This is a genomic window from Halolamina rubra, assembly GCF_000739555.1.
Classification (GTDB): domain Archaea; phylum Halobacteriota; class Halobacteria; order Halobacteriales; family Haloferacaceae; genus Halolamina; species Halolamina rubra.
On record NZ_BBJN01000017.1, the window covers coordinates 1 to 23,030 of the forward strand.

General features: G+C 53.0%; 17 protein-coding genes. 8 read left to right on the forward strand and 9 right to left on the reverse strand.

The features are described from left to right. Window positions 1-101: 101 nt before the first annotated feature. Window positions 102-953, reverse strand: a complete 852-nt coding sequence (locus tag ACP95_RS15165) for a glycosyltransferase (protein WP_082224562.1) — start codon at window positions 951-953, stop codon at window positions 102-104. A gap of 131 nt (window positions 954-1,084) precedes the next feature. Between ACP95_RS15165 and ACP95_RS15170 the strand changes: the two genes are divergently transcribed. Together ACP95_RS15170 and ACP95_RS15175 are read left to right on the forward strand one after the other, a co-directional pair. After that, entirely contained in the window at window positions 1,085-1,774 is a 690-nt protein-coding gene (locus tag ACP95_RS15170) for a class I SAM-dependent methyltransferase (RefSeq protein ID WP_161782047.1), read from the forward strand. 73 nt (window positions 1,775-1,847) lie between these two features. Then, window positions 1,848-2,963 carry a glycosyltransferase family 4 protein gene (locus ACP95_RS15175; RefSeq protein WP_082224570.1) on the forward strand — a complete coding sequence of 372 codons (1,116 nt, stop codon included), beginning with the start codon at window positions 1,848-1,850 and terminating at the stop codon, window positions 2,961-2,963. Window positions 2,964-2,967: 4 nt separating this feature from the next. Here the strand turns inward: ACP95_RS15175 and ACP95_RS15565 are convergent, their stop codons facing one another. After that, a complete protein-coding gene (locus tag ACP95_RS15565) occupies window positions 2,968-3,984 on the reverse strand; it encodes a hypothetical protein (protein WP_154018440.1) in 1,017 nt (338 codons plus the stop codon). After that, entirely contained in the window at window positions 3,977-5,470 is a 1,494-nt protein-coding gene (locus tag ACP95_RS15180) for an oligosaccharide flippase family protein (protein ID WP_082224571.1), read from the reverse strand. Before ACP95_RS15180 ends, ACP95_RS15565 begins: the two co-directional genes overlap by 8 nt. Before the next feature lie 125 nt (window positions 5,471-5,595). Here ACP95_RS15180 and ACP95_RS15185 point away from each other — a divergent pair, with 125 nt between their 5' ends. The 4 genes from ACP95_RS15185 (at window position 5,596) to ACP95_RS04835 (ending at window position 10,142) form a co-directional block, all read left to right on the forward strand. Further along, window positions 5,596-6,456: a glycosyltransferase family 2 protein gene (locus ACP95_RS15185; protein WP_082224564.1), complete on the forward strand. Its 861-nt coding sequence runs from the start codon at window positions 5,596-5,598 to the stop codon at window positions 6,454-6,456. Between the two features lies 1 nt (window position 6,457). After that, window positions 6,458-7,345 carry a phospholipid carrier-dependent glycosyltransferase gene (locus tag ACP95_RS15190; protein WP_082224565.1) on the forward strand — a complete coding sequence of 296 codons (888 nt, stop codon included), beginning with the start codon at window positions 6,458-6,460 and terminating at the stop codon, window positions 7,343-7,345. A 930-nt stretch (window positions 7,346-8,275) separates the two neighbouring features. Beyond that, a complete protein-coding gene (locus ACP95_RS15570) occupies window positions 8,276-9,049 on the forward strand; it encodes a hypothetical protein (protein WP_161782048.1) in 774 nt (257 codons plus the stop codon). 106 nt (window positions 9,050-9,155) lie between these two features. Continuing rightward, entirely contained in the window at window positions 9,156-10,142 is a 987-nt protein-coding gene (locus ACP95_RS04835; RefSeq protein ID WP_049980122.1) for a GDP-mannose 4,6-dehydratase, read from the forward strand. Between the two features lie 33 nt (window positions 10,143-10,175). On the opposite strand, the gene aglF is transcribed toward ACP95_RS04835, so the two are convergent. Further along, entirely contained in the window at window positions 10,176-10,901 is a 726-nt protein-coding gene (gene aglF, locus ACP95_RS04840; protein WP_049980123.1) for a UTP--glucose-1-phosphate uridylyltransferase AglF, read from the reverse strand. 138 nt (window positions 10,902-11,039) lie between these two features. Between aglF and aglM the strand changes: the two genes are divergently transcribed. Then, window positions 11,040-12,344 (forward strand): UDP-glucose 6-dehydrogenase AglM, encoded by a 1,305-nt coding sequence (gene aglM / locus ACP95_RS04845; protein ID WP_049980124.1) that lies wholly within the window; start codon window positions 11,040-11,042, stop codon window positions 12,342-12,344. Window positions 12,345-12,611: 267 nt separating this feature from the next. Here the strand turns inward: aglM and glmS are convergent, their stop codons facing one another. The 5 genes from glmS to ACP95_RS04870 form a co-directional block, all read right to left on the reverse strand. Then, entirely contained in the window at window positions 12,612-14,411 is a 1,800-nt protein-coding gene (gene glmS, locus ACP95_RS04850) for a glutamine--fructose-6-phosphate transaminase (isomerizing) (RefSeq protein WP_049980125.1), read from the reverse strand. A gap of 188 nt (window positions 14,412-14,599) precedes the next feature. Beyond that, window positions 14,600-15,772, reverse strand: coding sequence for a sugar phosphate nucleotidyltransferase (locus ACP95_RS04855; RefSeq protein ID WP_082224566.1), 1,173 nt, complete (start codon window positions 15,770-15,772; stop codon window positions 14,600-14,602). A gap of 343 nt (window positions 15,773-16,115) precedes the next feature. After that, on the reverse strand, window positions 16,116-17,189 hold the full coding sequence (locus tag ACP95_RS04860) for a DUF1616 domain-containing protein (protein WP_049980127.1): 1,074 nt from the start codon (window positions 17,187-17,189) through the stop codon (window positions 16,116-16,118). Window positions 17,190-17,247: 58 nt separating this feature from the next. Next, entirely contained in the window at window positions 17,248-19,257 is a 2,010-nt protein-coding gene (locus ACP95_RS04865; RefSeq protein ID WP_154018442.1) for a DUF4129 domain-containing protein, read from the reverse strand. A 132-nt stretch (window positions 19,258-19,389) separates the two neighbouring features. After that, window positions 19,390-20,439: a hypothetical protein gene (locus tag ACP95_RS04870; RefSeq protein ID WP_049980129.1), complete on the reverse strand. Its 1,050-nt coding sequence runs from the start codon at window positions 20,437-20,439 to the stop codon at window positions 19,390-19,392. A 691-nt stretch (window positions 20,440-21,130) separates the two neighbouring features. Here ACP95_RS04870 and ACP95_RS04875 point away from each other — a divergent pair. Then, entirely contained in the window at window positions 21,131-23,023 is a 1,893-nt protein-coding gene (locus ACP95_RS04875; protein ID WP_154018443.1) for a hypothetical protein, read from the forward strand. Window positions 23,024-23,030: the final 7 nt, after the last annotated feature.

A 23,030-nucleotide genomic window follows, 5' to 3' on the forward strand; every position in this document is an offset into this window, starting at 1 on the left:
CTTCATGTCCAGGCCGCGATAAATAAGCACATCAATATACTACCGATGATATGAGCTGTCGAATTTTATCAAAATCAACCCATCCATTCATATACTGTATTCTATCTCCAGATTTTGGCAGATTTCTTTGACTTTTTACTGAATTCCTCAGTTTGCGACTCCCCAACTAGTAAGAAATGGCTACATGGGTACCCAGAGTATGATGTTGCTCGTTCGGCAAACAGGTCTGATCCTTTGCGATACACAATTTGCCCAAGCTGAAGAACAACTACCCTATCTTCAGGTATATTTTGAAAAATGCCATTCAGAGTGCCGTCTTTATCATCTTCGATATTTGGATCGAATTTAGAATAGTCTACCCCTGTTGGTATAGATTCCATTTCTGAATTTACACTATACATTTTTTCAATATGTCTTTGTTGGTACTCTGACTTAGTAATGATAAAATCTGCATTACGAAGACTAAAACTGTTCAAAAATATAAGTATATTTTTTCCCACTTTATCTCTAACACCATCAAAATCGCCTTTAGAATTGGAAAATTGACCTATTGGCAATCCTCTAACGGATGCGACCCTCGGTGTAAAGGTCAGCAACGATAATATTCTTGCAGCAATTGCACTAAACGGATAATCAATCGAGTGAATAATGTCCACTCTGTGATTTTTAACTCTATATTTGAGATACACAAAAACCGCCATGAATATCCAAATGGGATACAAAAGAACCCGAGCGCGAGGTTGTAGTACAGGTTTTCTCTTTGGTGGTATATTGAGGACCTCTACATTCTCAGGGGGACATGGTTCATTACTAGCTATTGCATTTCGTGGTTTTATTAGAACTACTTCATCAACTTTGGTCGCAATCGCTTCTAGCCTTTCATTGAACGCATCAGGCCATCCGTTTAGCTTGATCCAACAAACCCGCAAGGTAATAGTGTATGTGACTTGCACATCTTAAAAGTGTATCGGTACCTCCTATCCTTACTTTAACTTTCGCATACAATGACTCTACAAATATTCATTGTTTCACTGCTTGCTGAAACGATATTCCTATTATGTTCCAATTATATACTTTACCCACAATGATGACTCAACACCTCCGAGATATATGCTCGAAATCAGACCGTGTCTTAGATCTTGGTAGCAAAGATGGTAAAGATGTTGACAGACTAGAGGCCGAGACTGTTGCAATCGATATTGATTTCCAGTCTTCTTTAGCTAACACAAATTATATTCTTGGAGATGGTAGGCGAATGCCATTTAGCTCGCACACTTTCGATTATGTTTTGTGTAATCAAGTATTCGAACATATCCCTGATATTTCAGAGTTTGTTGCGGAAATGGCGCGAGTACTTAAGCCTGGAGGTAAGGCCCTTATTACATTTCCAAACCGTGTGGCGCCTATTAAGCCACACATGACACCTTGGTGGTCTTCCTATTTACCTCGGCCAATTGGAAAAAGATTACTTCCATATTTATCTGATTCTAACATTGTGGATTATTATATAAATCATGAATTTATGTTAACTCCGTTAAAAGCCCGATATTTCCTCCACAAATATTTCAAAAAGATAGATTATGTCTCTTTTAGACTATTAGATGAGTATTCTGATCAGCGGCTGAAGAGGCTTGATGATCCGAGAGACCCAGGTTTGATACGAAAGGTTACCTATGGGAGTGCGCCATATATTGCGAAGTTAGAGAACTTTCCGATCCTTGGCTGGGGAATCGAGCTTTCATATCCAGGTGTGAGTTATATCGCCACTAAATAATTGTACTATAGGTTGAAATGATGGCTGGAGGGGAATCGAAGAGACTATATTCTATTGCGATAGTTAAATATCTATGTCAGGAAGAAATAGTATATGTTTTGTAGCATATAATCTTTATTCTTATTTTGCACCTGATTCTAGCCAATCAGCTGGGGGGTCTGAAAGACAACAGCATATTATAGCAACTGAGTTAGCTGATGGTGACTATGATGTGTCAGCTATTGTCGGTGATTTTGGCCAAGATCTGGAGGAATCGTTTGGCGATATATCTGTCTATCGGGCGTACAAGTCTGTAGGTCCTAAGGGATTTCAGTCTATGCGAGGGTCTATGAGAGTACCCATACAGCTATTTAAGTTCTTCAGAGCCATGGAAATATCTAATTCAGATATATATTACACTCGGTGTTCTCTTTACTATCCACTACTGTCTATGTATTCTCGTTTTAGAGATATTTCCTATATCTGTGGAATCTCACATGACCGGGACGTTGATCCTGAATTTATCAAATCACATAACAAATTAGTTAGTAGTGTATATATCTCTTCTTTAAAAAATGCTGATCTAGTCATCTCTCAGACGGATTATCAAAAAAGGGAGCTTAACAAACATTTTGATGTCGATTCTATTGTCATACCTAATTGCTATCGAATCCGAGACTCTTACAATTTAGGTGGGGAGTATTTCCTTTGGGTTGGTAGAGCAGATAAATCCTCTAAATCTCCAGAACAATATCTTCAGCTTGCAACTAATATATCTGATGAGAAGTTCCTAATGATTGTAGCACCTGGTGATAACAGATCTTATTATAATATATTAAAGAAAAAGGCGAAGAAAATCTCTAATGTTGAGTTCTTAGGGTATGTACCTCCAAATAGAATAGATAATTACTACCTGGATGCAAAGGCGTTAGTGAATACATCGAAATCTGAAGGTTTCCCTAATACTTACCTAGAATCTTGGAGTGCCGGCACGCCAGTAGTTGCGACAAATTGTGGATTAAATGGACTGGTCCAGGAGGGTGGTATGGGTCTGGTTTGCGGTAATGTTAATGGACTAGTTCGCGGTTGTAGATCAATCGCCGAAAATCCTGTCATTAGTAGAAAATTCGGAGAGAATGGGAGAAAATACGTAGAAAAAAATCATTCAGTGGATAATGTATTAAATAAATTTGAGAGAAAAGTTTTCTAACTACTTAAATATATCCGAGTTCACTCAATCTTTCTTCCACGGTAGTATCAGTAGTTGGTTGAGAATCAATTGATTTCTTTTCTGGACTTATTTTGGTTTCTTCTATTTCTGCCCAAGGAACGATACGAACATATGGATGTTCAAATCCATGACCATACATGTTGTATTCTCCAAGTGCCTCTCCATGATCTCCAATTATTACGGTACGGTCGAAATTAGTATTGTTAATTAAAATAGCTGCGGATTCCATAACCCGACGAAGATTTGAATCGTACAGTTCTAGTAATTCTTCTCTCGTTAGATCTCCAAATTTCGCCTTTTGCCAGATATGTGACGCTATTGCCCCTCCCTTTATATCTTCATCTATTTCTCCACTATAGGTATCCTTCTTTTTTCCAATATAGGGAGCATGAGGTTGGAAATAATGGACAACCATGTTCTTCTGCCGATTTTTCTCGTGAATATCTATCGCTTTATTTGTAACTGGTTCTGGGGGACAGACACCTAAATCCTCGTCCCAATCTGTGCGCCAGACTTCAACTATATTTTGTATATGCTCTTTTGGAACATACCCCCCATATTTTTCTTCTAATCGTTTTCCAGACGCGGCAACACCTCGTGTATTTGCTATATTATCGGTGTTAAAATCTAGATTGGTATTTGTTATCGGAGCTGCTGCTGTAATATATGGCATCTCGTAGTGGTCGGGCCAAATCTCTCCGACGTAGCGAAAAGTATCAACTGCTGCCGATTTATTTGGTTCTATATCTCCTCTGAAGAATTCCTCGAAGTACTGACTAAATCGGTCAAATCTACATGAGTCTAAAACGATTAATAACCAATTACCATCTGCTTCTCTTAAACACCTGATGTTTTCCTTTTGGTTTTTATATCTTTTACTAGTGGTTTTCGAATGAAGCTCAGCTATCGGGCGTGAGATCTTTGATTTGATATAAAAGGTTGATTTTTTAGGCTCCTTTAAGGCTCGTTTTGATAGAGTTATAATACTACGATTAGTCATAGATATTCTGAAATTGGGAAAGTAGTTGTGATAGGAGCACTTTGTCTTCCTCCTCAATGCCAAATAGGTATAGGAGAGTTAAAAATACTCCCATTCCCGTCATAGAACCGACTACTAACAAAACTGTGTGCGAAAGCACCGATTTTACTAAACCCATTATAATCGCAGAGATCAGACCACTGATTATCGGTTTACTCAATCTATGACTATATGGGGTTATCCCGATAAAGTGATATACTTGCAAGAGTCGGATACCATTTATAAGGGCGAGAGTGGTTGCAGTCGCAATCGCAGCTCCTATAACTCCGAACTCTAATATCAGTACAATATTCAATAATACATTCAAGATCCCTGACGATACCTGATTCACAAATGTTATATATTGGTGGTCTGCCATCATTAATAAATATCCACTAGGGCCGACAATACAATTCACTAGTTGCGAAGCTGAAAAAAGTATCAAGATCATCGATCCTTGTGTAAACTCTTCCCCGAATATATGCAGTACCTCCTGGGAGTACAATATTAGTATGATTGCAGGCACTATTGATATAGTCAATACCAATCTAGTTATTCTTTGATATAATACTGAAAGTTCTTCAATATTCTTATTATGATACAAACGCGATGCAATAGGTGGGAATAATTGATTAAATGCTGTTAATGGGAGAATCAATAGTCCCGCAACTGTTACTGCTATATTATATACTCCAATATCTTCTGCAGATAAAAACCAAGCGATCATGAATATATCTACGCGATTGTATAGAAAATTACCAACTTCATTAAATGTCATTGGAATTGAATAGTTATAGTATTTTTTCACCTCTCTTTTTTCTGGGACTTCGAAGTAAAGTATATCTGTCTTCACACGGAGAAGCCAAATCCCTATTATGAATACAATGATACTAGCAACGACTAGGCCGGCTGTAGCCCCAACTACCGAGAATCCAAGAATTACTGCACTTCCAACGAAAACCAGTCTAAATACTGGATCGAGTACACTAGATATTAAAATATTATATTCCATTCTTCCTATGCTCTGGAATATAGAAATCGTTATATTTGACAAAGTATAAGATGGGATAACAATCGCGATTATGCGTAACGTGTTGATAAAGATCTGGCTCTGTATTGTGTATGAGGCTATCATTGGCGATAATATATATATCAAGAGCGAAAATATTATACTTATAACTAAAGAAGTTCCATAAGCTAGGGTTATAATAGTTCCAGTATCCCGACCTTCGTCCCTGTATTCGGGTAAAAATCGTAATACAGACTGCTTAGACCCTAACTTACAAAATACCCTAACAACTGACAATAGTACCTTTAGATATGCATATACTCCATATAATGTTGCCCCGAGTATATTTGTGATGATGACGTTCGTACAAAGACTGACGGATTGCTTAATGACATGACCGCCTAAAAACCACCCAGCTCCTTCGGAAACGGATAAGATCTCATCATCATCATTATCCATGGACTGATTGATGTGTTATAGCGATTTAGTATTGTTCATACCTTCCTCTTTCGAATTCTCATGGTAAAAGGAGCCATACTCTCAAGATCACAATAGTTATTAGGTTTACCGATCTAGAACCCTCGATGACAATTGCGGCAGGTGTACCTGTATTCCAACGAACTAAGGCTCTTAAGAGATTTCTAGACAGTGTCCCTGCTAACATTGTAGATGAAGTAATCGTGGCTGACAATGGAAATATAGATGAACGATCTCAGTTGTATGAGAGAGGGTTTGATTACGATCTTCAAATACTAAATCTTGATTACGATGTCGGAATTGGCGCCAGTAGAAATGCGATTGCGAACGCGTGTGATCATGACTATCTTCTAGTGGCAGACAATGATATGGAGGTCCCCTGTAATATAGATATATTGGTAGAGATTATGAATAAATCAGATTTAGGTGGCATTAGTGGTATATTGTCTGAGCAGGGTTGTGTTAGATCTGGATGTAGAAACATATTCTTTGATGATTTATTATTCGATAATAAAGTCCTTACAATCGACATTAGGGCAGAACCGGACTCCAGATCTATTGCAGGTCACACTGTGAATATCTTTGACTATATTACAAACGCTTCTATTATACGAAAAGAGTGTTTTGAAGATTACGGTTGGGACGCTGAATTAGTCGACAATGAGCACCTTGATTTTTATACTGGACATTACGTCCATACTGATTGGGATTTTGCAGTTTGCTCAGAAGTCGTTTTTCCGCATCACAAATTCACGTCCACCAATTACCGGAGGTCCCACCGGAAGGATACTGATAAACAAAAGAACGCAAACGAAAAATTCAAAAGAAAGTGGCAGATTGATGAGATTATATGGGGGGCAAGACAAGAGTGGATTGACACACGAGCAGTCCCAGATCATTATATACGTTCAAAACTACGCACTATCAGTCCTACTAGCTTAGTATACCTCTACAATAATTATATTTAATATGGATCAATACCGCATTTTCTCCAAACTTTCGATTGTTATATCTCTTACTGCTATGTCTATTGGGATATATTTTATGAAGGCAGATATGAATCTTTATCCTGCGGTTTCCGCTTCTATTGCAGTAATATCAATAGTTATGCTGAGTTTATCCGTATATTACCAAATACGAAAGTTGTTAGTTTTCGTTTCAGGGATTAGTGTAGGCTGGACTTATCTAATGTTCCAATTCCCAGCCTCTTTGATCGGTATTGACCCTGATTGGTTTGCTTGGCAAATACTCAGAGTGGGTGAATCTGGAGGTATCGACGTAATTCAATCGGAGTTCTACAGCTCTGCCCCACTCTTTATTATCAAAGGAACAGTTTACTACCTTATTTCTGGTCTTGAAGTAGCACCTGGAATGATGATCTATCCGATTACACTTGGAATTACGATCCCGATTCTTACGTATGTGGTTGCTATGAGAGTATGGAGAGATAAACGGGTTTCACTTATTGCAGCAATTCTAATGATATCAGAGCCAACAACAATTAACTGGGCAATATACCCAATCGCCCAGAGTCTAGCGCTTATTTTTGTTATCCTCGCAATATTGTTTGTAGTGATATATGAGACAACAGGTGATCGAAGGATGTTCTTATTACTTTTACTGACTGTAGTCGCTATGGTATTCACACATAAATTACCGCTAGTTTATATTGTTACATTTTGCGGGTTGGCATTATTAATTTTGAACTCTAAAAGAGTATCTTACAAAAAAATGGTATCAAACTTACGTCCGGTTCGGCCTACTCGAGTTCTACTCGTTTTTTTCGCTGCTTTCGGTGATGTTGGCTTCTCAATACACCTTTCTCACAAATTATCTTTCCTTCATTATAGCAATTGATCCGGCTATTGTCGGATCTCCTGATGTTAGCTCTTGGGTATCTACTCAAACACCTAACCCTTCCAACTTTTTAGAATTCATATGGCATCTAAAATATGAGTATCTCTTCTATCCACTGGCATTTGTCGCTGGGCTATCGCCGTTTGTTAAATTTTATTTGAATCGTAGATACCCCCGACGATTAATACTCTTTATTGTAGCTTCTGGTAGTACAATGATTTTCTTCAGTATGAAGTTCATCCTACCCGGGTTATTACCAGGGGGCCACTCTCGCTGGGCTTTATTCGCAGCTCCATTCTGTGTTATCCTCATCGCTAGCCTTTACATTCAATATCCAAAGCAATCTTCCAGAGGGGTGCTCACATTGTTGCTATTCATTATGATAGCTGCACAAATATTTAGTCCGGTCGCCTTGGTAGACGGACCTACAAGACAAACTTATTATTTAGACTCCAGTGAGGTTCAGGGGAAGGAATTTACTACAATGTATGTTGAAGACCCAGTTTATACCGACTCTTTCCTAGCACAGGAAGCAGTCCCTAGCCAGATTCGGTTTGGTGAAAGCAATTATTATCCTTCTTATAATAAAAACTTGTTCAATAATAAAATCAATTCCAATACGTTCAAGTATTTATTATACCGGGTTGATCAACAGTATTATCGATCTGGATTTGGATCGGTACAGCTATCGTACGACCCAACACAAAAACTTAAAAGCAATACACAAACAAATTTGATATATTCTAATTCTGGAACGGAACTATACTACGTAAAACAGAACTAATTCAAAAAATACTAGCGTCTTTGTCTCTTGAATATCAAGACATGCTAGGATCACTAAAAGCAGTCAGTAAAAACCCTATCTTCTTGCCTCTGGCTATACATCACCGCTATCGTCGACTCTTCTCCACTGATGTTTGTGTGAAAGTTATGGAAGAGGATTGGGATAACTTAATTGTGTTAGATTCTTGCCGGTTTGATTTATTTAGGGACTCTTGGGATGGGCCTGGACAACTGTCTTCTGTCCTTTCCATGGGTTCTGACACTACTGAATGGTTAAACAGAAATTTCAATGATGAATATCCGGATACAGTATATGTCGCAGGAAACCCCCAATTACGTGCGAATGATTTGGAAGAACTTTTCTTCAAAGTAAATAACGTATGGGAAACAAATTGGAATGAACGATTCAATACGGTACTTCCCGAAGTAATGGCAAATAACACGATCGAGGCTCAAAAAAATCATTCAGACAAACGTATTATATCCCACTGGGTCCAGCCACATTACCCGTTTATTGGGGAGACCGGTGCTGAGATTGAACATCGTTCCTTATCGGGTGACGGTATTGTTGAAAATGATCAAAGAAACGTTTCTATTTGGGAAAAACTCAGTCAAGGATTGATTGATGAAGAAACTGTTCGCCAAGCTTATCAAGAGAATTTGGAAGTAGCATTACCAGAGGTACGGAGACTTATCAATGAATTAGATGGGAAGACGATTGTTACATCCGACCATGGGAATATTTTTGGGAAGTATGGCCTTTACGGCCACCCAGGAAACAAATTCATCCGTGAACTTCTTGAAGTTCCTTGGTTAACTGTAGAAGGGTCCCGCCGAAATATCACCATGGGCAAAACACTCCACGTGGCCGAAGAAAATGTTGATGTTAATGAAAGATTACAGGATCTAGGTTATAAGTGATTTCGATATTATGTACGCTTTGTTGAAGTGCTGTAAACAATCGACACATTAGACGAAGCGATTTATTCACAACAGACTTTTATCATACCTTCACTCATACAATTTTATGCATATTCTCGTAACAGGGGGCGCCGGCTTCATCGGTGGCTATCTCGCCGAAACCTTCGCAGCAGAAGGCCACAATGTCACAGTCCTCGACAACTACGAACCGTACTATGATCTCGGTATCAAGGAACACAACGTTGAAGCGGCCCGCACTGCCGCCAAAAACTCGGACGGCTCCTACGAAATCGTTGACGGCTCAGTAACCAACGAAGACCTCGTCGACGAACTCACAACTGACATCGACGCCATCTATCACCAGGCCGCCCAGGCAGGCGTGCGCAAGAGCGTCGAAGAACCGGTCAAAGTCAACGACTACAACGTTTCGGGCACGGTGAACATCCTCGATGCGGCGCGACGAAACGACGTCGACCGTGTCGTTTACGCGTCTTCTTCCAGTGTCTACGGCAACCCACAGTACCTCCCATACGACGAGGACCATCCAACCGAACCTGTCTCCCCGTACGGAGTCTCAAAACTCACCGGCGAACACTACGCCCGCGTGTACAACGAAGTGTATGGTCTCCCCACCGTCTCGCTTCGGTACTTCACGGTATACGGTCCGCGAATGCGTCCGAACATGGCCATTTCCAACTTCGTCTCTCGATGTATGCGTGGGAAACCACCAGTGATTTATGGCGATGGGGAACAGACTCGCGACTTCACATACATCGACGATGTCGTTGACGCCAACCAGACACTACTCACTGAGGACAGTGCGGAAGGCGAAGTGATGAACATTGGCTCGACAGACAACGTCGATATTCTCACGCTCGCGAAAGTCGCCCGTGACGAGATCGACCCGAGTCTCGACATCGAGTTCACCGAGGCACGTGAGGCCGATGCCGAACACACGCACGCCGATGTCTCGAAAGCCCGAGAGCTGATAGATTACGAACCGAGCCGCGACATCCGCGAGGGAGTCCGTGAGTTCATCGACTGGTACCGGGACAACCGCGACTGGTACGAACCCCTCGTCGTTCAATCCTGAAAGGAAGAACTCACGTCAAAAACCCGATCCGAGTTACGCCTCCACTTCCCGTCCCTTCAACCGCTCCTCCGCTTCCTCCTGATCCTCGGGATACCCAACGTCGATCCGCCAGCCTTCCAGCCCGATCGCGTCGATCGTCCGTCCACTCTGAATCAGCAGGTCGATCGCCTCGCTGATCTCGTACTCGCCCCGGTTCGATGGCTGAACCAAGTGGCACGCGTGGAAGATGGCCGGACTGAACGTGTAGAACCCGGTCATCACCAAGTTCGACGGCGGATCATCCGGCTTCTCCACGACATCGGTAACCTCGCCGTATTTGTTCGTGTCACAGACACCGTACCGACTCGCTTCGTCCCAGTCCACTTCTTCCACGAGGAACGCCGCGTCGGCGCGATCCTCCTGCTGCCGCCGAACGACGTCCTCCAGGTTCGCCTTGAAGATGTTGTCCCCGAGCATCAGCATGAAGTCGTCGTCGATGTGCTCCTCGACAGTCAACAACGCATGGGCCAGCCCCTTTTGCTCGCGCTGGTGGGTGTAGGTGATCGGTATCCCCTCGAACTCATCACCGTAGTGGTCGATGATGTTCTGCTTCATGTAGCCGACGACGACGACCAGTTCGTCGGCGCCCAACTCCACTAGTTGTTCGAAACAGTGCGTCAGGATGGGTTTCTCGTTGATTTCAACCATCCCCTTCGGCTTGTCTTCGGTAAGCGGACGCAGTCGCGTCCCCTCACCGGCAGCCAGAACGACGGCTTTCATAGCTATCCGATTGGTGGCAGTACTCCGGGTTATGTCTTTTCACTCAACCGATCGGTAGATTCTCAGGTGAACACAGTCAAGCCAAAATTCTGACTTGCTAACCAAACCCTGAATACCCGACCGACAAACCCCTACCTAATGCATCTCTCCGTTATCGGCAGCGGCTACGTCGGCACCACGATCGCCGCCTGCTTCGCCGACCCCGGCCACCAAGTCACTAACATCGATATCGACGAATCAATCGTCGACGCGATCAATGCCGGCGACGCCCCCATCCATGAGGACGGCCTCCCCGAGCTCATTGAGCAGCACGCTGGCGACGACGGCACGGGCCGCTTGCGAGCCACCACGAACTACGACACAGTTCTCGATACCGACGTTACCTTCCTCTGCCTCCCTACCCCCCAGAAAGAAGACGGCAGTATCGATCTCTCGATCATGGAGGCGGGCGCGAAACAGCTGGGTGCCACGCTCGCCGACAAGGACGACTGGCACACGGTTGTCGTGAAGAGTACCGTCGTCCCGGGCACCACCGAGGAGACCATCACTTCCATCCTCGAACGAGAAGCGAACAAGACTGTCGGCGAAAACTTCGGCGTCGGCATGAACCCCGAATTTCTCCGAGAAGGAACTGCAGTTAACGACTTCCGTAACCCAGACAAGGTCGTCCTCGGCGCCGACGATGAGCAGGCACTCGCGGACATGTACGACGTGTTTGATCCCCTTATCGACGACACCGACGCGCCAGTCGTCGAGACCGATACGCGCACGGCGGAAATGATCAAGTACGCCAACAACGGCTTCCTTGCGGCCAAGGTCTCCCTGATCAACGACATTGGGAACATCTGCAAGGAGTACGGCGTCGACGCCTACGAGGTCGCCGACGCGATCGGGCTGGACGACCGCATCAGCGAGCAGTTCCTCCGTAGCGGCATCGGCTGGGGCGGGAGCTGCTTCCCGAAGGACACGGCGGCGATCCGTGCGGCCGCACGTGACGAGGACTACGAACCCCTGATGCTGGACGCCGCGACTGAACTGAACGACCGACAACCTGAACGCCTGCTCTCCTTGATGGACGACCATGTCGACGTCGCGAACGAGCGCGTCGCCGTGCTCGGCCTCGCGTTCAAACCGGGCACCGACGACACGCGAAACTCCCGGGCGATCCCCGCCATCGAAGGACTCATAGAGCGAAACGCGAATATCGCCGCTTACGACCCCGTCGCGACCGAGAACATGCGCGACCACTTCCCCGATATCGAGTACGCCGACACGCCCAAAGCAGCCCTCGGCGGCGCCGTCGCCGCGCTCGTCGTCACCGACTGGCCGGAGATCGAGAATCTTCACGACGAGTTCGACGCGATGGCCACGCCGGTCGTCGTCGACGGCCGACGAGCGATTGATCGCCGAGATGGGATCGTTTACGAAGGACTGACCTGGTAACCCCCACACCCCACAACGAGTGAAGTGAGGACGGACACACCCCGTACCCAGTGAAAAGCAATGATCGTGCTGATACTCGCTACACGTTGAGTTCCTATCCAAACAAACGAGCCACTTTTCACTCGTTGCGGGGTGTGTCCCGCCTACCGACACCGACGACAGCCTAGGGCGAGACCATCAGCTCGAACCGGATGAATGGACCAAGAACCCGAACCACGGTCTCCCCGCGATCTCAACCTCTCAAAGCAATGTGCTCGCTTCGATCCACTACTCCACAGTAACGCTCTTCGCAAGGTTCCGCGGCTTATCGATCGCTCGTCCCTTCAGATCCGCGACGTGGTACGCCAGCAACTGCAGCGCCACGTTTGCAACTACAGGCTCCATCTCACCCATCTCGGGAACCTCGATCAACTCCTCACAGAACTCCGACTTCCCCGAATCACTCGACAATCCGATCACTGGCGCACCACGCGACTGCACCTCCTTCACGTTACTCATCGTCTCCGCAGCCTCAGTCCCCTCTGTCAACAAAGCAATCACCGGCGTCTGTTCAGTCACCAACGCCAGGGGCCCGTGCTTCAACTCACCAGCCGGGAACCCTTCGGCGTGCTCGTAGGAGATCTCTTTCAGCTTCAACGCACTCTCGAGCGCCACCGGATGGCCGTACGCCTTCCCGATGAAGAAGAACGACTCACTATCAGCGTACTTCTCGGCAATCCGCTCGATCACCGCCTCCGAGTTCAACACCTCCTGCACGGCACTCGGCAACTGGTTCACACTCTGCAGGAAACTCGCCGCCTTCGACGCCGAGATCGTCCCGCGTACCCGACCCGCATGGACAGCCACGAGCGCCAGCGTCGCGACCTGCGAGACGAACGTTTTCGTCGCCGCCACGCCGATCTCCGGCCCGGCGCGGATGTACACCGTGTCGTCGACCTCTCGCGTTACGGTACTCCCGACCGTGTTCGTCACGGCAAGCGTCGGCGTCCCGATCGACTTCGCCGTCCGAATCGCTGATAGCGTGTCCGCGGTCTCACCGGACTGGGTGATCGCGACCGCCAGCGTGTTCTCCGGATCATGCCCATCATGAACGCGGTACTCCGAGGCTCGCGACACCTCGACGGACAGCCCGCTGTACGTTTCGAACAGTCGCTTCGCGTAAAGTCCGGCGTGGTAGGACGTCCCGCAGGCGACGATGTGCACGCGATCGATCCCCTCCAACAACTCGTCGCCGAGATCCAACTCCAGATCCACCTTACCCGCAGTCTCGTCGACGCGCCCCGACAGCGTTTGGCGGAGTGCGTGGGGCTGCTCGTGGATCTCCTTGTGCATGTAGTGGTCGTGACCGGCCTTACTTGTATCTTCGGCGTCCCACTTGATCTCTTGGGGCTCCCGGTCCACGACCTCGCCGTCGTTGTACACCGTTGCACCGTCGACGCCGACATCGACGACGTCGCCGTCCTCGAGGTAGGAGACGAACTTCGTCTGCTCGATAAAGGCGGTCACGTCGCTCGCGAGGAAGGTCCCGTCCTCGCCGTGCCCAACCACCAGGGGGCTGTCCTGGCGGGCGCCGATGAGGCGCTCCGAGCCAGCCTGCCCGACCCCGATGGCGAAACTACCCTCCAGCCGATCCAGCACGCGCTGAACGGCTGGTAGCAGATCGACGCCATCGGCGAGTTCCTCCTCGATCAGGTGCGGGATGACCTCCGTGTCCGTGTCGCTCTCGAAGATGTGCCCGTCGAGGTCGGCCTTCAGCTCGTGGTAGTTGCTGATGATGCCGTTGTGAACGACCGCGATGTCACCCGTGCAGTCCGTATGGGGATGCGCATTGCGGTCGGACGGCGGTCCGTGCGTGGACCAGCGGGTGTGCCCGATGCCGTACGCGGTCGGTTCGCTGTCGGGGAGGGTGATTCCGTCGATGGTCCCTTCCTGTTTGTACACGTTGACATCATCGTCGACGACCGCGACACCGGCGGAGTCGTAACCCCGATACTCGAGGTTTTTCAGCCCCTGCGCTATCAGTTCGACACTATCGCCGTCGCCAAGATATCCCGTTATGCCACACATAATTTCTGGTCACGCCCAATGCTGTTGATACGGTGAAATTCTGCTAAGCGGACAAAAGCGTGTTGGAAATCTGGATGGTTTCAGGAAAACACGTGGTCACTACCGAATCGCGATTTTGCTGAGTCCGTTCTAGGCGACAAAGTGAACGATGTCGTAGCAACTGACCGGGTTATCAACGGCGTCGACGACTAACCGCGACGTACCATCGCGTCAAACTCTATCGAACCCTGGAGCGTCGACCCGTTCTGTACCGTCGTTCGGTTCCCAACGATCGTCCCCGGGTCGACAGTCACAGCGTCACCGAGTTCGACCGAATCACCGATCACCCCGCCGAACCGCACGTCGTGATACACACGCTCGTCCAGGGTGATGTCGGTGGTTCCACCACCGACCGTGACGTTCGCGCCGAGGGTTGCACCCTCACCGACGATGCAGTCCTCGAGTGTGGATCCGGGGCCGATATGGACATCGGGGAGGACCACGACGTTCGAAAGCACCGTGTTGGCGCCGATGCGCGCCCCCTTCCCGATCGCACAGTCACGCAGTAGCCGCCCGCCCGGGCCGATGTCCACGTTGGGGGCAACGGCGTTTGCCCCGCTGATCGTTGCCTGCTCGTGGATCGACGCCTGTTTGGACACCTGTGGACCGGTGATATCGAGCATCCCCGCGTTCACCGAGAGAAGGTCCCACGGCTCTGTCAGGTCCAACCACGGACCGTCGTACCTGACGGCGCTCACTGGGTGGCTCTCCAGCTGCTCGGCAAGCACGTCGGTGAGTCCAAGCTCTCCTCGTCGTTCCGTCTGGCGGATCCCCGCGAAGATTTCCGGCCCGAACGCGTAGACGCCGATGTTGGCCAGGCGGGAGGGGATATCGTACGCCGGGGGTTTCTCGACGATATCGGTCACGTTCCCGGAGTCGATCGAGACGACGCCGTAATTCGTCGCGTCGTCGACCCGTGTAACGGCGAGGCAAGCGTTGGTGGTCTCCCGTTGGCGATCTAGCAGTTCCCCGATCAGGGACGACTCGACGATGCGGTCGCCGTTGATGACGATGAACTCGCCCGAGACGAACGGTTCGGCTTGGAGGAGGGCGTCGCCGGTCCCGCGACGCGGTTCTTGGACGACGTAGTCGATATCGACGCCCCAGTCCGACCCGTTCCCGAAGTAGCTCTGGATGCTCTCCCTGTGGTGGCCGACGACGAGCACCACCTCGTCGATCCCCTGGTCCGCGAGACTCGACACAACGTGATCGAGCAGCGGCTTGTTCGCGACTGGCAACATCGGCTTTGGCCGATGTTCCGTGAGTGGGGAAAGCCGACTTCCCTCACCAGCAGCAAGGACGACGGCGACCTGGGCGCTCATTAGGAGGTTGTTAGGCAACGGCTTTGGTAGGTATTCCGGTCAGGCGAACCGACAAAACGGGTGTTACGAACCTGACTGTGGTCGACGAGCAGATACAGCTGTCCGTGAGGTCGACGGGTCTGGACGTACGGCACATTCGGCGACGGCATCAAGACGGTGATCGGGCCGTCTAGTATTAACCAACAATGTGGCGTATTCCGATCTATTTGTTGGTTAAGGCGATGGTTGCGCGCGATCAAGTGCGCAGTCGCCGAGGAAAGAAGTCATGCTCCCCTGCATCGACGTCGATCTCCAAACGGAGCCGTCTAACCGGAATCGTCTCGATCGAGAAGTCCCAGGGCCCCTACTCAGGTGCCGTCACATTGATCCACAGATGCAGCTCCCGGTACGCGTTCTCCGTTGTGGGGTCCGCAGGTGCCTCACCCTTGTACAGGAGGTACGTTAACCGGAGCCGCTCCCCAATCATCGTCGGTGTCACGTTGTGCTGGAGGTGCCACGTTTCGTTGTGCGCGACCTGGGTCTGGAAACGCCGCAACACCTGTTCCCGTTCGACCACGATCGAGATGTTCCCACTCGCCGTTGAGTCGTTCACCTGATTTGCGGAGTCCTTCTCGATCCGCACCTCCTGTAACGCGACCACCACCGAGTAGTTCGTCGGCTGGTGCTCGTGATTGCCGATCCCGACCACGAGCGACTGGCTTTCGCCCTGCGTGAAGTTCGTCGGGTAGTCATCGGCGACCAGCTCGCCGTCCTCGTTCTCCGTCAAGAGGTAGAACTCCGTGAACGCCTCGCCCTGTTGGGGCACAGCGACGGCGTAGCCCACACTCCCGACCGCCAACAGGATGCTCACGACCAACAGCACGTTCAGTACCGCATCCGTCCCCGATTCAGGCTCGAACAACTCCGCCCGCGCATCGGCGACCCAGACACGCCACGGCACCTCGAACCGATCCTCTGGATCGAGTTCCCATCGACGCCGGGCGGCGACGGCCGTCGACGCCAGCGTGAACAGGCTCACCGACACCATGATCGGCACGAGTTGGATCCCCCAGGGCGTAAAGTTCAGCACGAGGCCGATCAGCGGGACGACCGCGATCGAGAGCCCGAACGACAATGCCACGCGCTCGATCCCGTCGATACCCTCGCGATCGTCGACAGCGTCCTCTCTTGCCTCCTCACCATCCGCACTCGGCTCAAACGTCCCGGCTTCGGGGAACAGCGCCGCGATGAACGCATACCCCGGGACGAACAGCACGAACGGAAGGCCGAACACTACCCGGAGCGGCGTCTCGGAGACGACCGGGAGGAAGACGACGGCGGCGGTGATGCCGACCAGCGCGATGACGGCCGCGAGATCGGCGGGCAGTCGCCGGACTGGGGCCGGCAGTAACTGCCACCAGCGTGACCGGTCGGCCATACCCCAGTCAGGTTTGCGGGCGCGGAAAAACCAGTCGGTCCCGGGGCACGCTCACGATCTACGACGCCGACTCGTCGTCGTCACCGAGCAACGACGCCGCATCGGCAACCACATCGGCGGCATCCTGCGTCGCCACGCCGTCGGGGCTGTAGACCACTTGCTCGTAGGCCTCGGTCAGGCGCTCCAGCGCGCCGGCACGATCGGCCTGCAGCTGACCGCTCGCCGTCGCGTAGAACTCCCAGTGGGTTTGAGAATCCTCACCCGCGCTCAGTGAGCGCCGGACGGCACCGTAGAGCGCCTGGATCGCGGCTGCGGAATCCCCGTCGTCGAGCAGGGCGGTGGCCTTTGCGACCCGGTCGGTCCCGCCCTCATCAGTGCTGGAGGCCGATGGTGACACCGCAGGGCTCGAGGGCTGGTCGTCGACATCGGCCTCCCCACGCCGAACGAGCCAGCCGATGGCGAGCACCGAGAGGACGGCGATGCCGCCGCCACCGAGTAGTTCCACCGACAGCGGCCACGCGTCGTTCTCGATGCCGTTTCTGTCCGTCCCGGTACCCGTCTCACTGCGCAACTGGGTCAGATCGAGCTCTGTCCGGGCGGTCGCCCCCGCGAGGTTGCTAGACGGCGCGTCGTACAGAGCACGAACGGGCACGGTCCCCGTCAGCCCGGCCTGGGGCGTAACTGTCGCCGAAAACGTCCCGTCGGCTCGCGTCTCAACAGCGGCGACAGTCGTCCCCGCGATCCGGAGGTCGACCGTTTGGCCGGCGATTGGGGTTCCCTCGGAGGTGGCCAGCTGCCCAGTCAGCCGGACGCGCTCGGTACTCGTCCCCGTCACGTTCAGCGAGAGCGTCGTCGACGTTGTCTCGACCGTTAGGGGCGTCGACGCCACTCCCGACCCGACGGCGCTGTCGGTGGGGACGATCACTGCTTCCACCGACTGATCGCCACTCTCGACCGACGCGGGGAGAGAACTCGCCAATTCATACGTCCCGTTGGCGCCGGTTGTCACCGTTCCGAGCGTGACCCCGTCGACAGTCACTCGGACACGTGCCCCCACCACACCCGTGCCATCGACGTGAGCACGACCCGAAATCGTCACGTTGTCCCCGAAGCTGGCCGGTTCTGACTTGCTTTCGACTGTCAGGGTCGCCGTCGTCTGCACAATCGCCGTGTCGAGTGTCGCGTTCGACCCGAGATACGGCGATTCCGAGGCCGGCAGGTAGGCGACCGAGACGGCGTCCGTCCCGTTCTCGATAGTGACCGGCCGATACGTGACGGTGAACCGACCGTCGCTATCGGTTTCCACCGTCTCGATTTGCTCGCCTATCTGGATCCGTACCGTCTCGTTCCGTAGTGCCGATCCGTTCTCGAGCGTGAGCCGCCCCTCGACGGTCGCCGGGTCGGCAAACGACACCGTCTCTGCACTGGTTTGAACTGACAGGCGCGTCTCGACGAACGTCTCGGCCATGACTGTCTCGTGCTGCTCGGAAATCTCGCTTGAGACGTTCATCGCCTCCTGCTCGGCGTCCGCGAGATCGGCGCCCGTCGTGTTCTCGATCTGGGTGTAGGAATCCGCCAGCTGTCGGGCTGACTCGTTCGCGTCTGTTGCGAGTTGGTTCAATTCGCGCGCCAACTCGCGGGCACGGGCGTCGTTCCCGTTTGCTTTTGCTTCTTGGTACTCCTGGTAGGTCTCGTTGTACGTCTCTGCCGTCTCGGCCAACTCGCGTTGGCTTTCGGCGGCCTGCTCAAACGAGTCGGTACTGTCAGTCTCCCCGGCGACGTCGACGTACTTCTCCAACGTGCTGTCGTACTCGTCGCCGAGGATCGAGCGGCCCTGTTCGTACTCCGACTCGCTGATCCGGATCGCGCTGTCGCCTAACCGCTCGGCGAGCGACTGGGCGAGGTACGACTCCAGTGCCTCGGTGTCGCCCGACTCGTCGACGTCGTCCGGGTTCTCCTGCTGGACAGTCGTGTTGTTCGTCGGCGTCGGAGTCGTCTGGGCCAACTCGGTGGCCGATACCGTCGACGCCCCGGCGACGACGCCCGCCCCAGCGACGGCCTGCAGCACACACAGGAGGGCGACCGTCGCGATCAGGAGCCGATCCGGGGCAGAAGCGCGCACACCTGCGAGATATTCATGCCAGCATAAATGTGTGTTCCATCCCCGAGGGCGAGTTTGAGCCGCCATTGGCCGTAGCGGTCACCGCTGCCGGCGTGCCAGGAGGCCGAACCCGAGCAGTGCCCCAAGCGGGAGTAGGACCGAGAGGCTCCCGGTGGTCGTGGTCGGCGACGAGTCGTTTGGCGTGAGCACGTTCGCCGGTGTCGGTGTCTCCGAGGTCGTCGCCGTCGCCGTATCGGTGGCCGTCGGCTGGTCCGTCGACGTCGAAGTTGCCGTTGCCGTCGCCGTCACTGTCGCGGTCGTGTCGTTACTCGCTGTCGGCGTGACGGTCGCGCTGGCTGTCGGCGTCGCGGTCGCCGTTGCCGGGTCCTGTCCCCCACCGTCCCCGCCATCTCCGGGGGTGGACGTCGGCGTCGCGGTTGCCGTTGTCGTCGCCGTCTGCACCGTGATTTCGTTCGACTGACTCACGCCCACCAGTTCGTGCTCGCCATCGACGGTGTCCGACCCGCGTGCGTTCGCGTAGACGAGGTAGTCGCCGGTCTCGGAGAGCGTCGTCGTCGCGGTGTAGGTCCCGTCGCCTGTCTCGGTCGCTGTCAGCGTTTCCGCCTCGCCGTTGTTGCTCAGGACGATCTGCACGCCCTCGAGATCGGTTGGCGTCCCTTGGACGTTCTCGACGCTGACCGAGAGCTCGATCTCCTCCCCAGCCTCGGCGGTCGCGGGCGCGTCGATAGTGACGTCGTAGGAGCGAACCACGACCGGGTGGACTGTGATGAAGTTGCCGTCCGCGTAGATCGCCACCATGTACGACCCGGAGGGGTAGTCGCCATCGAACGTTTCCGATGTACCTGCGTCGTTGATCCGGTCTTCGCTCCGTCGATCATCGTTGTACAAATAGAGGTCGTACTCCGTGTTGGTGGGCGCCTCAACCGAGACCTGGATGGGCTCGCCCGGGTCGACGACGCCGATCGCGGAGACGGTGTACTCGTTGCCTTCGAGCGTGACGACCCGATCGGGTGTGTCGACGCTCCCGTCGATGGCGAGGTCGTAACTGCTGTCGGCGGCGGCGATGCCGCCGGCCATCAGCGCTGTGCAGCAGAGGAGGGCGACCACTCCAGCGGCGAGCCGACTCATTGTGTTGGTAGCTTACCCGACTGCATATATCGTTGGCGACCTCCTAACCTCGGAATTGTGACTTGACAGGGAATACTCTCTCAGGATGCGTGTAGGGTTGCCTTTCTGCACGAGGTGGCTGCTCCGGATGAATTAGCAGCGCTCCAGGTAATTCCTTCCTAACGCCCTTTGCTGAATTAGTAAAGTTAGCGTAACACTTTTGCACCAATGCTTCCCTTTTTAGCGCATAATGCACTCTCGCTTGGCTGAAACGTCTGTACTGGCAGTCGCCGCGCTGCTAGTGCTCTCCGCTACGGCACCTGGGGCTGTGGCGGGAGTCGGGGCCACTGCGGACGCGCAGAGCGCCTCGTTCAGTACGACTGATGCGGATTTCGTGACGGCTGACTCGTTCGTCAACACGTCAGAAAACGTGTCGGTGTGGGAGCGGGCGGCGCTTCCGCTCCGCGTCGACACGTCGACTGCGACGACAACAGTCGAAGGGCCGACGACTAACCTATACACGGACGAAACGGGTGAGGCGCCGATCAACAAGGACACTGTCGGCGTTTTCGAACCCGGCTCGAAGATCACCCTTGAGTTTGATCGGCGAGTCGGCGCTGGAACGGACCAGTTCGACGGCGAAAACGTCCAGCTCGTCGCCGCCCGCGTTTCCGACAACCCGGATACGTCGAACCTGAACACGTCGGCGACGATGGGGCTCACAGCCAACGAGGCGCTTGATCGACTCCTCGCCCAGAACCGGACCGCGTCGCAGGTGAACCGCAACTTCACCTTCTCGGTCGCCGATACCGGCACCATCGACAACGGTGCTGTCACCACGAGCTTCACGCCAAGCGAACCGGGTGCCTACGCGTTCATGCTCGTCGCGTCTGACTCGGGCCAGGCAGTCAGCGTCTCCAACGGCAACGCCTCGCTCAGCGAGGACGCCCGGATTCTGGGCGTCGACGCCGCGCCGGTGCAAGCCGACTCGGCAACCGCAACGCCGCAACAGGAGACGATCGACCCAGGCGAAAACGTCACGTTCGACGTGAACTCCAATCTCGCTGACGAGCGGACGAGCCACACGGTCGTCCTCGTCAACGAGTCCGTGCTCGCCGGCGAGGAGACGACGATCAACTACGACGGCGATCTCGACACGCTCACCGCGAACGGGTTCGACGTGAACAGCACGGCCGACAACGTCACGATCGAACACAGTATCGACGCCATCGACGGCGTCGCACGCGTCGACAGTGACTCCCAGGTCATGGGCGTCAATCTCGCCGATCGATCACGGAGCGGCACGGTCGGCCTCCCGGCACTGATCGAGTTCCTCGCGAGCGAATCGAACGTCAACGAACCCGCAACCAGTTCGACTGACGACACGGTGCTGAACGCCTCGATCACGTCCGTCGTCACCGAGAGCGGCTCGACGACGGTCGAGGTCGGCACGTCGAAGAACTGGACCAACGGCACGTACGAGTACGTCTACATCGCCTCGACGAACGACACCAACGAGTTCAGCACGGCGAAAGGGAACATCACCGTCGGGAACGTGACTGAGCCGGCGCCCGAGCCCCGCGAGGTCCAACTCGACCTCACGGCGAACCGGACGAACGTGGAGGTCCCGCAGGCGATCCGCTTCACGGTCCGTGGCGACGGGCAGCGGATCGAGAACGCCGAGATCACGCTCGGCAGCCAGACGGTCTCGACGAACGCCAACGGCCGCGCCACCATCCGACCGGGCGAGGTCGGGAACTTCACGGCGACCGTGACCAAGGCCGACACGGCCGAAGTGGAGTACCTCAGCGACACCGTCGACATCACCGTCACGGAAGCGCCCGGTGAGGGCGGCGGCGGCCCGCCTGCCGGCGGTGGTGGCGGCGGTGGCCAGGGCGGCGGTGACGAGGGTGGCGAGGCACGCGCCATCGCCACGAACACCGGCGCGACGGTCAACTTCCGAAGCACCCGTAGTGGGCAGCCCCTGAGCGTCGACGTACCCAACGTCGCCTCGGACAACGCAGCGGTGACCGGGCTTACACTCACGACGCGGTTCAGCGAGAGCAACTTCCGCGTCGAGTTCACGAAGCCCCAGGCCGGCCCGCCGTCGGGGACGCCCGAACTTGATCCCGCGCAGGGGACCGCCGTGAACTACTTCACCGCGGAGGCGATCGGCCTCAGTGACGAGCGGATCGGCAACGTCAAGTTCACCTTCACGCTCTCGGAGAGCGAGCTGGGTGACCGTTCGCCCGACGACGTCCGGCTGTTCCGCTACGTCGACGGTGAGTGGACGACGCTCAAGACGACCCACCTCGGCGGTGACGAGTACCGCGCCCGGTCGCCCGGGTTCACCGCCTACGCGATCGGCTTCGTGAGCCAGCAGGACGCAACTGACACGCCGACGGAGACGATGACGCCGACGCCGTCCGACGACGGAACGGCCACGCCGACCGACACCGCAACGGTCACGCCGACCGATACGCCGGGCGGTGACGGCGGTGGCGGGATCGGGGGGATCGTGATCGGGCTCCTCATCCTGCTCGTGATCGGCGCGGGGGCGTTCCTCTACTTCCGCGGCGACTTCGAGTTGGACGACTATCGCTAACTGACCA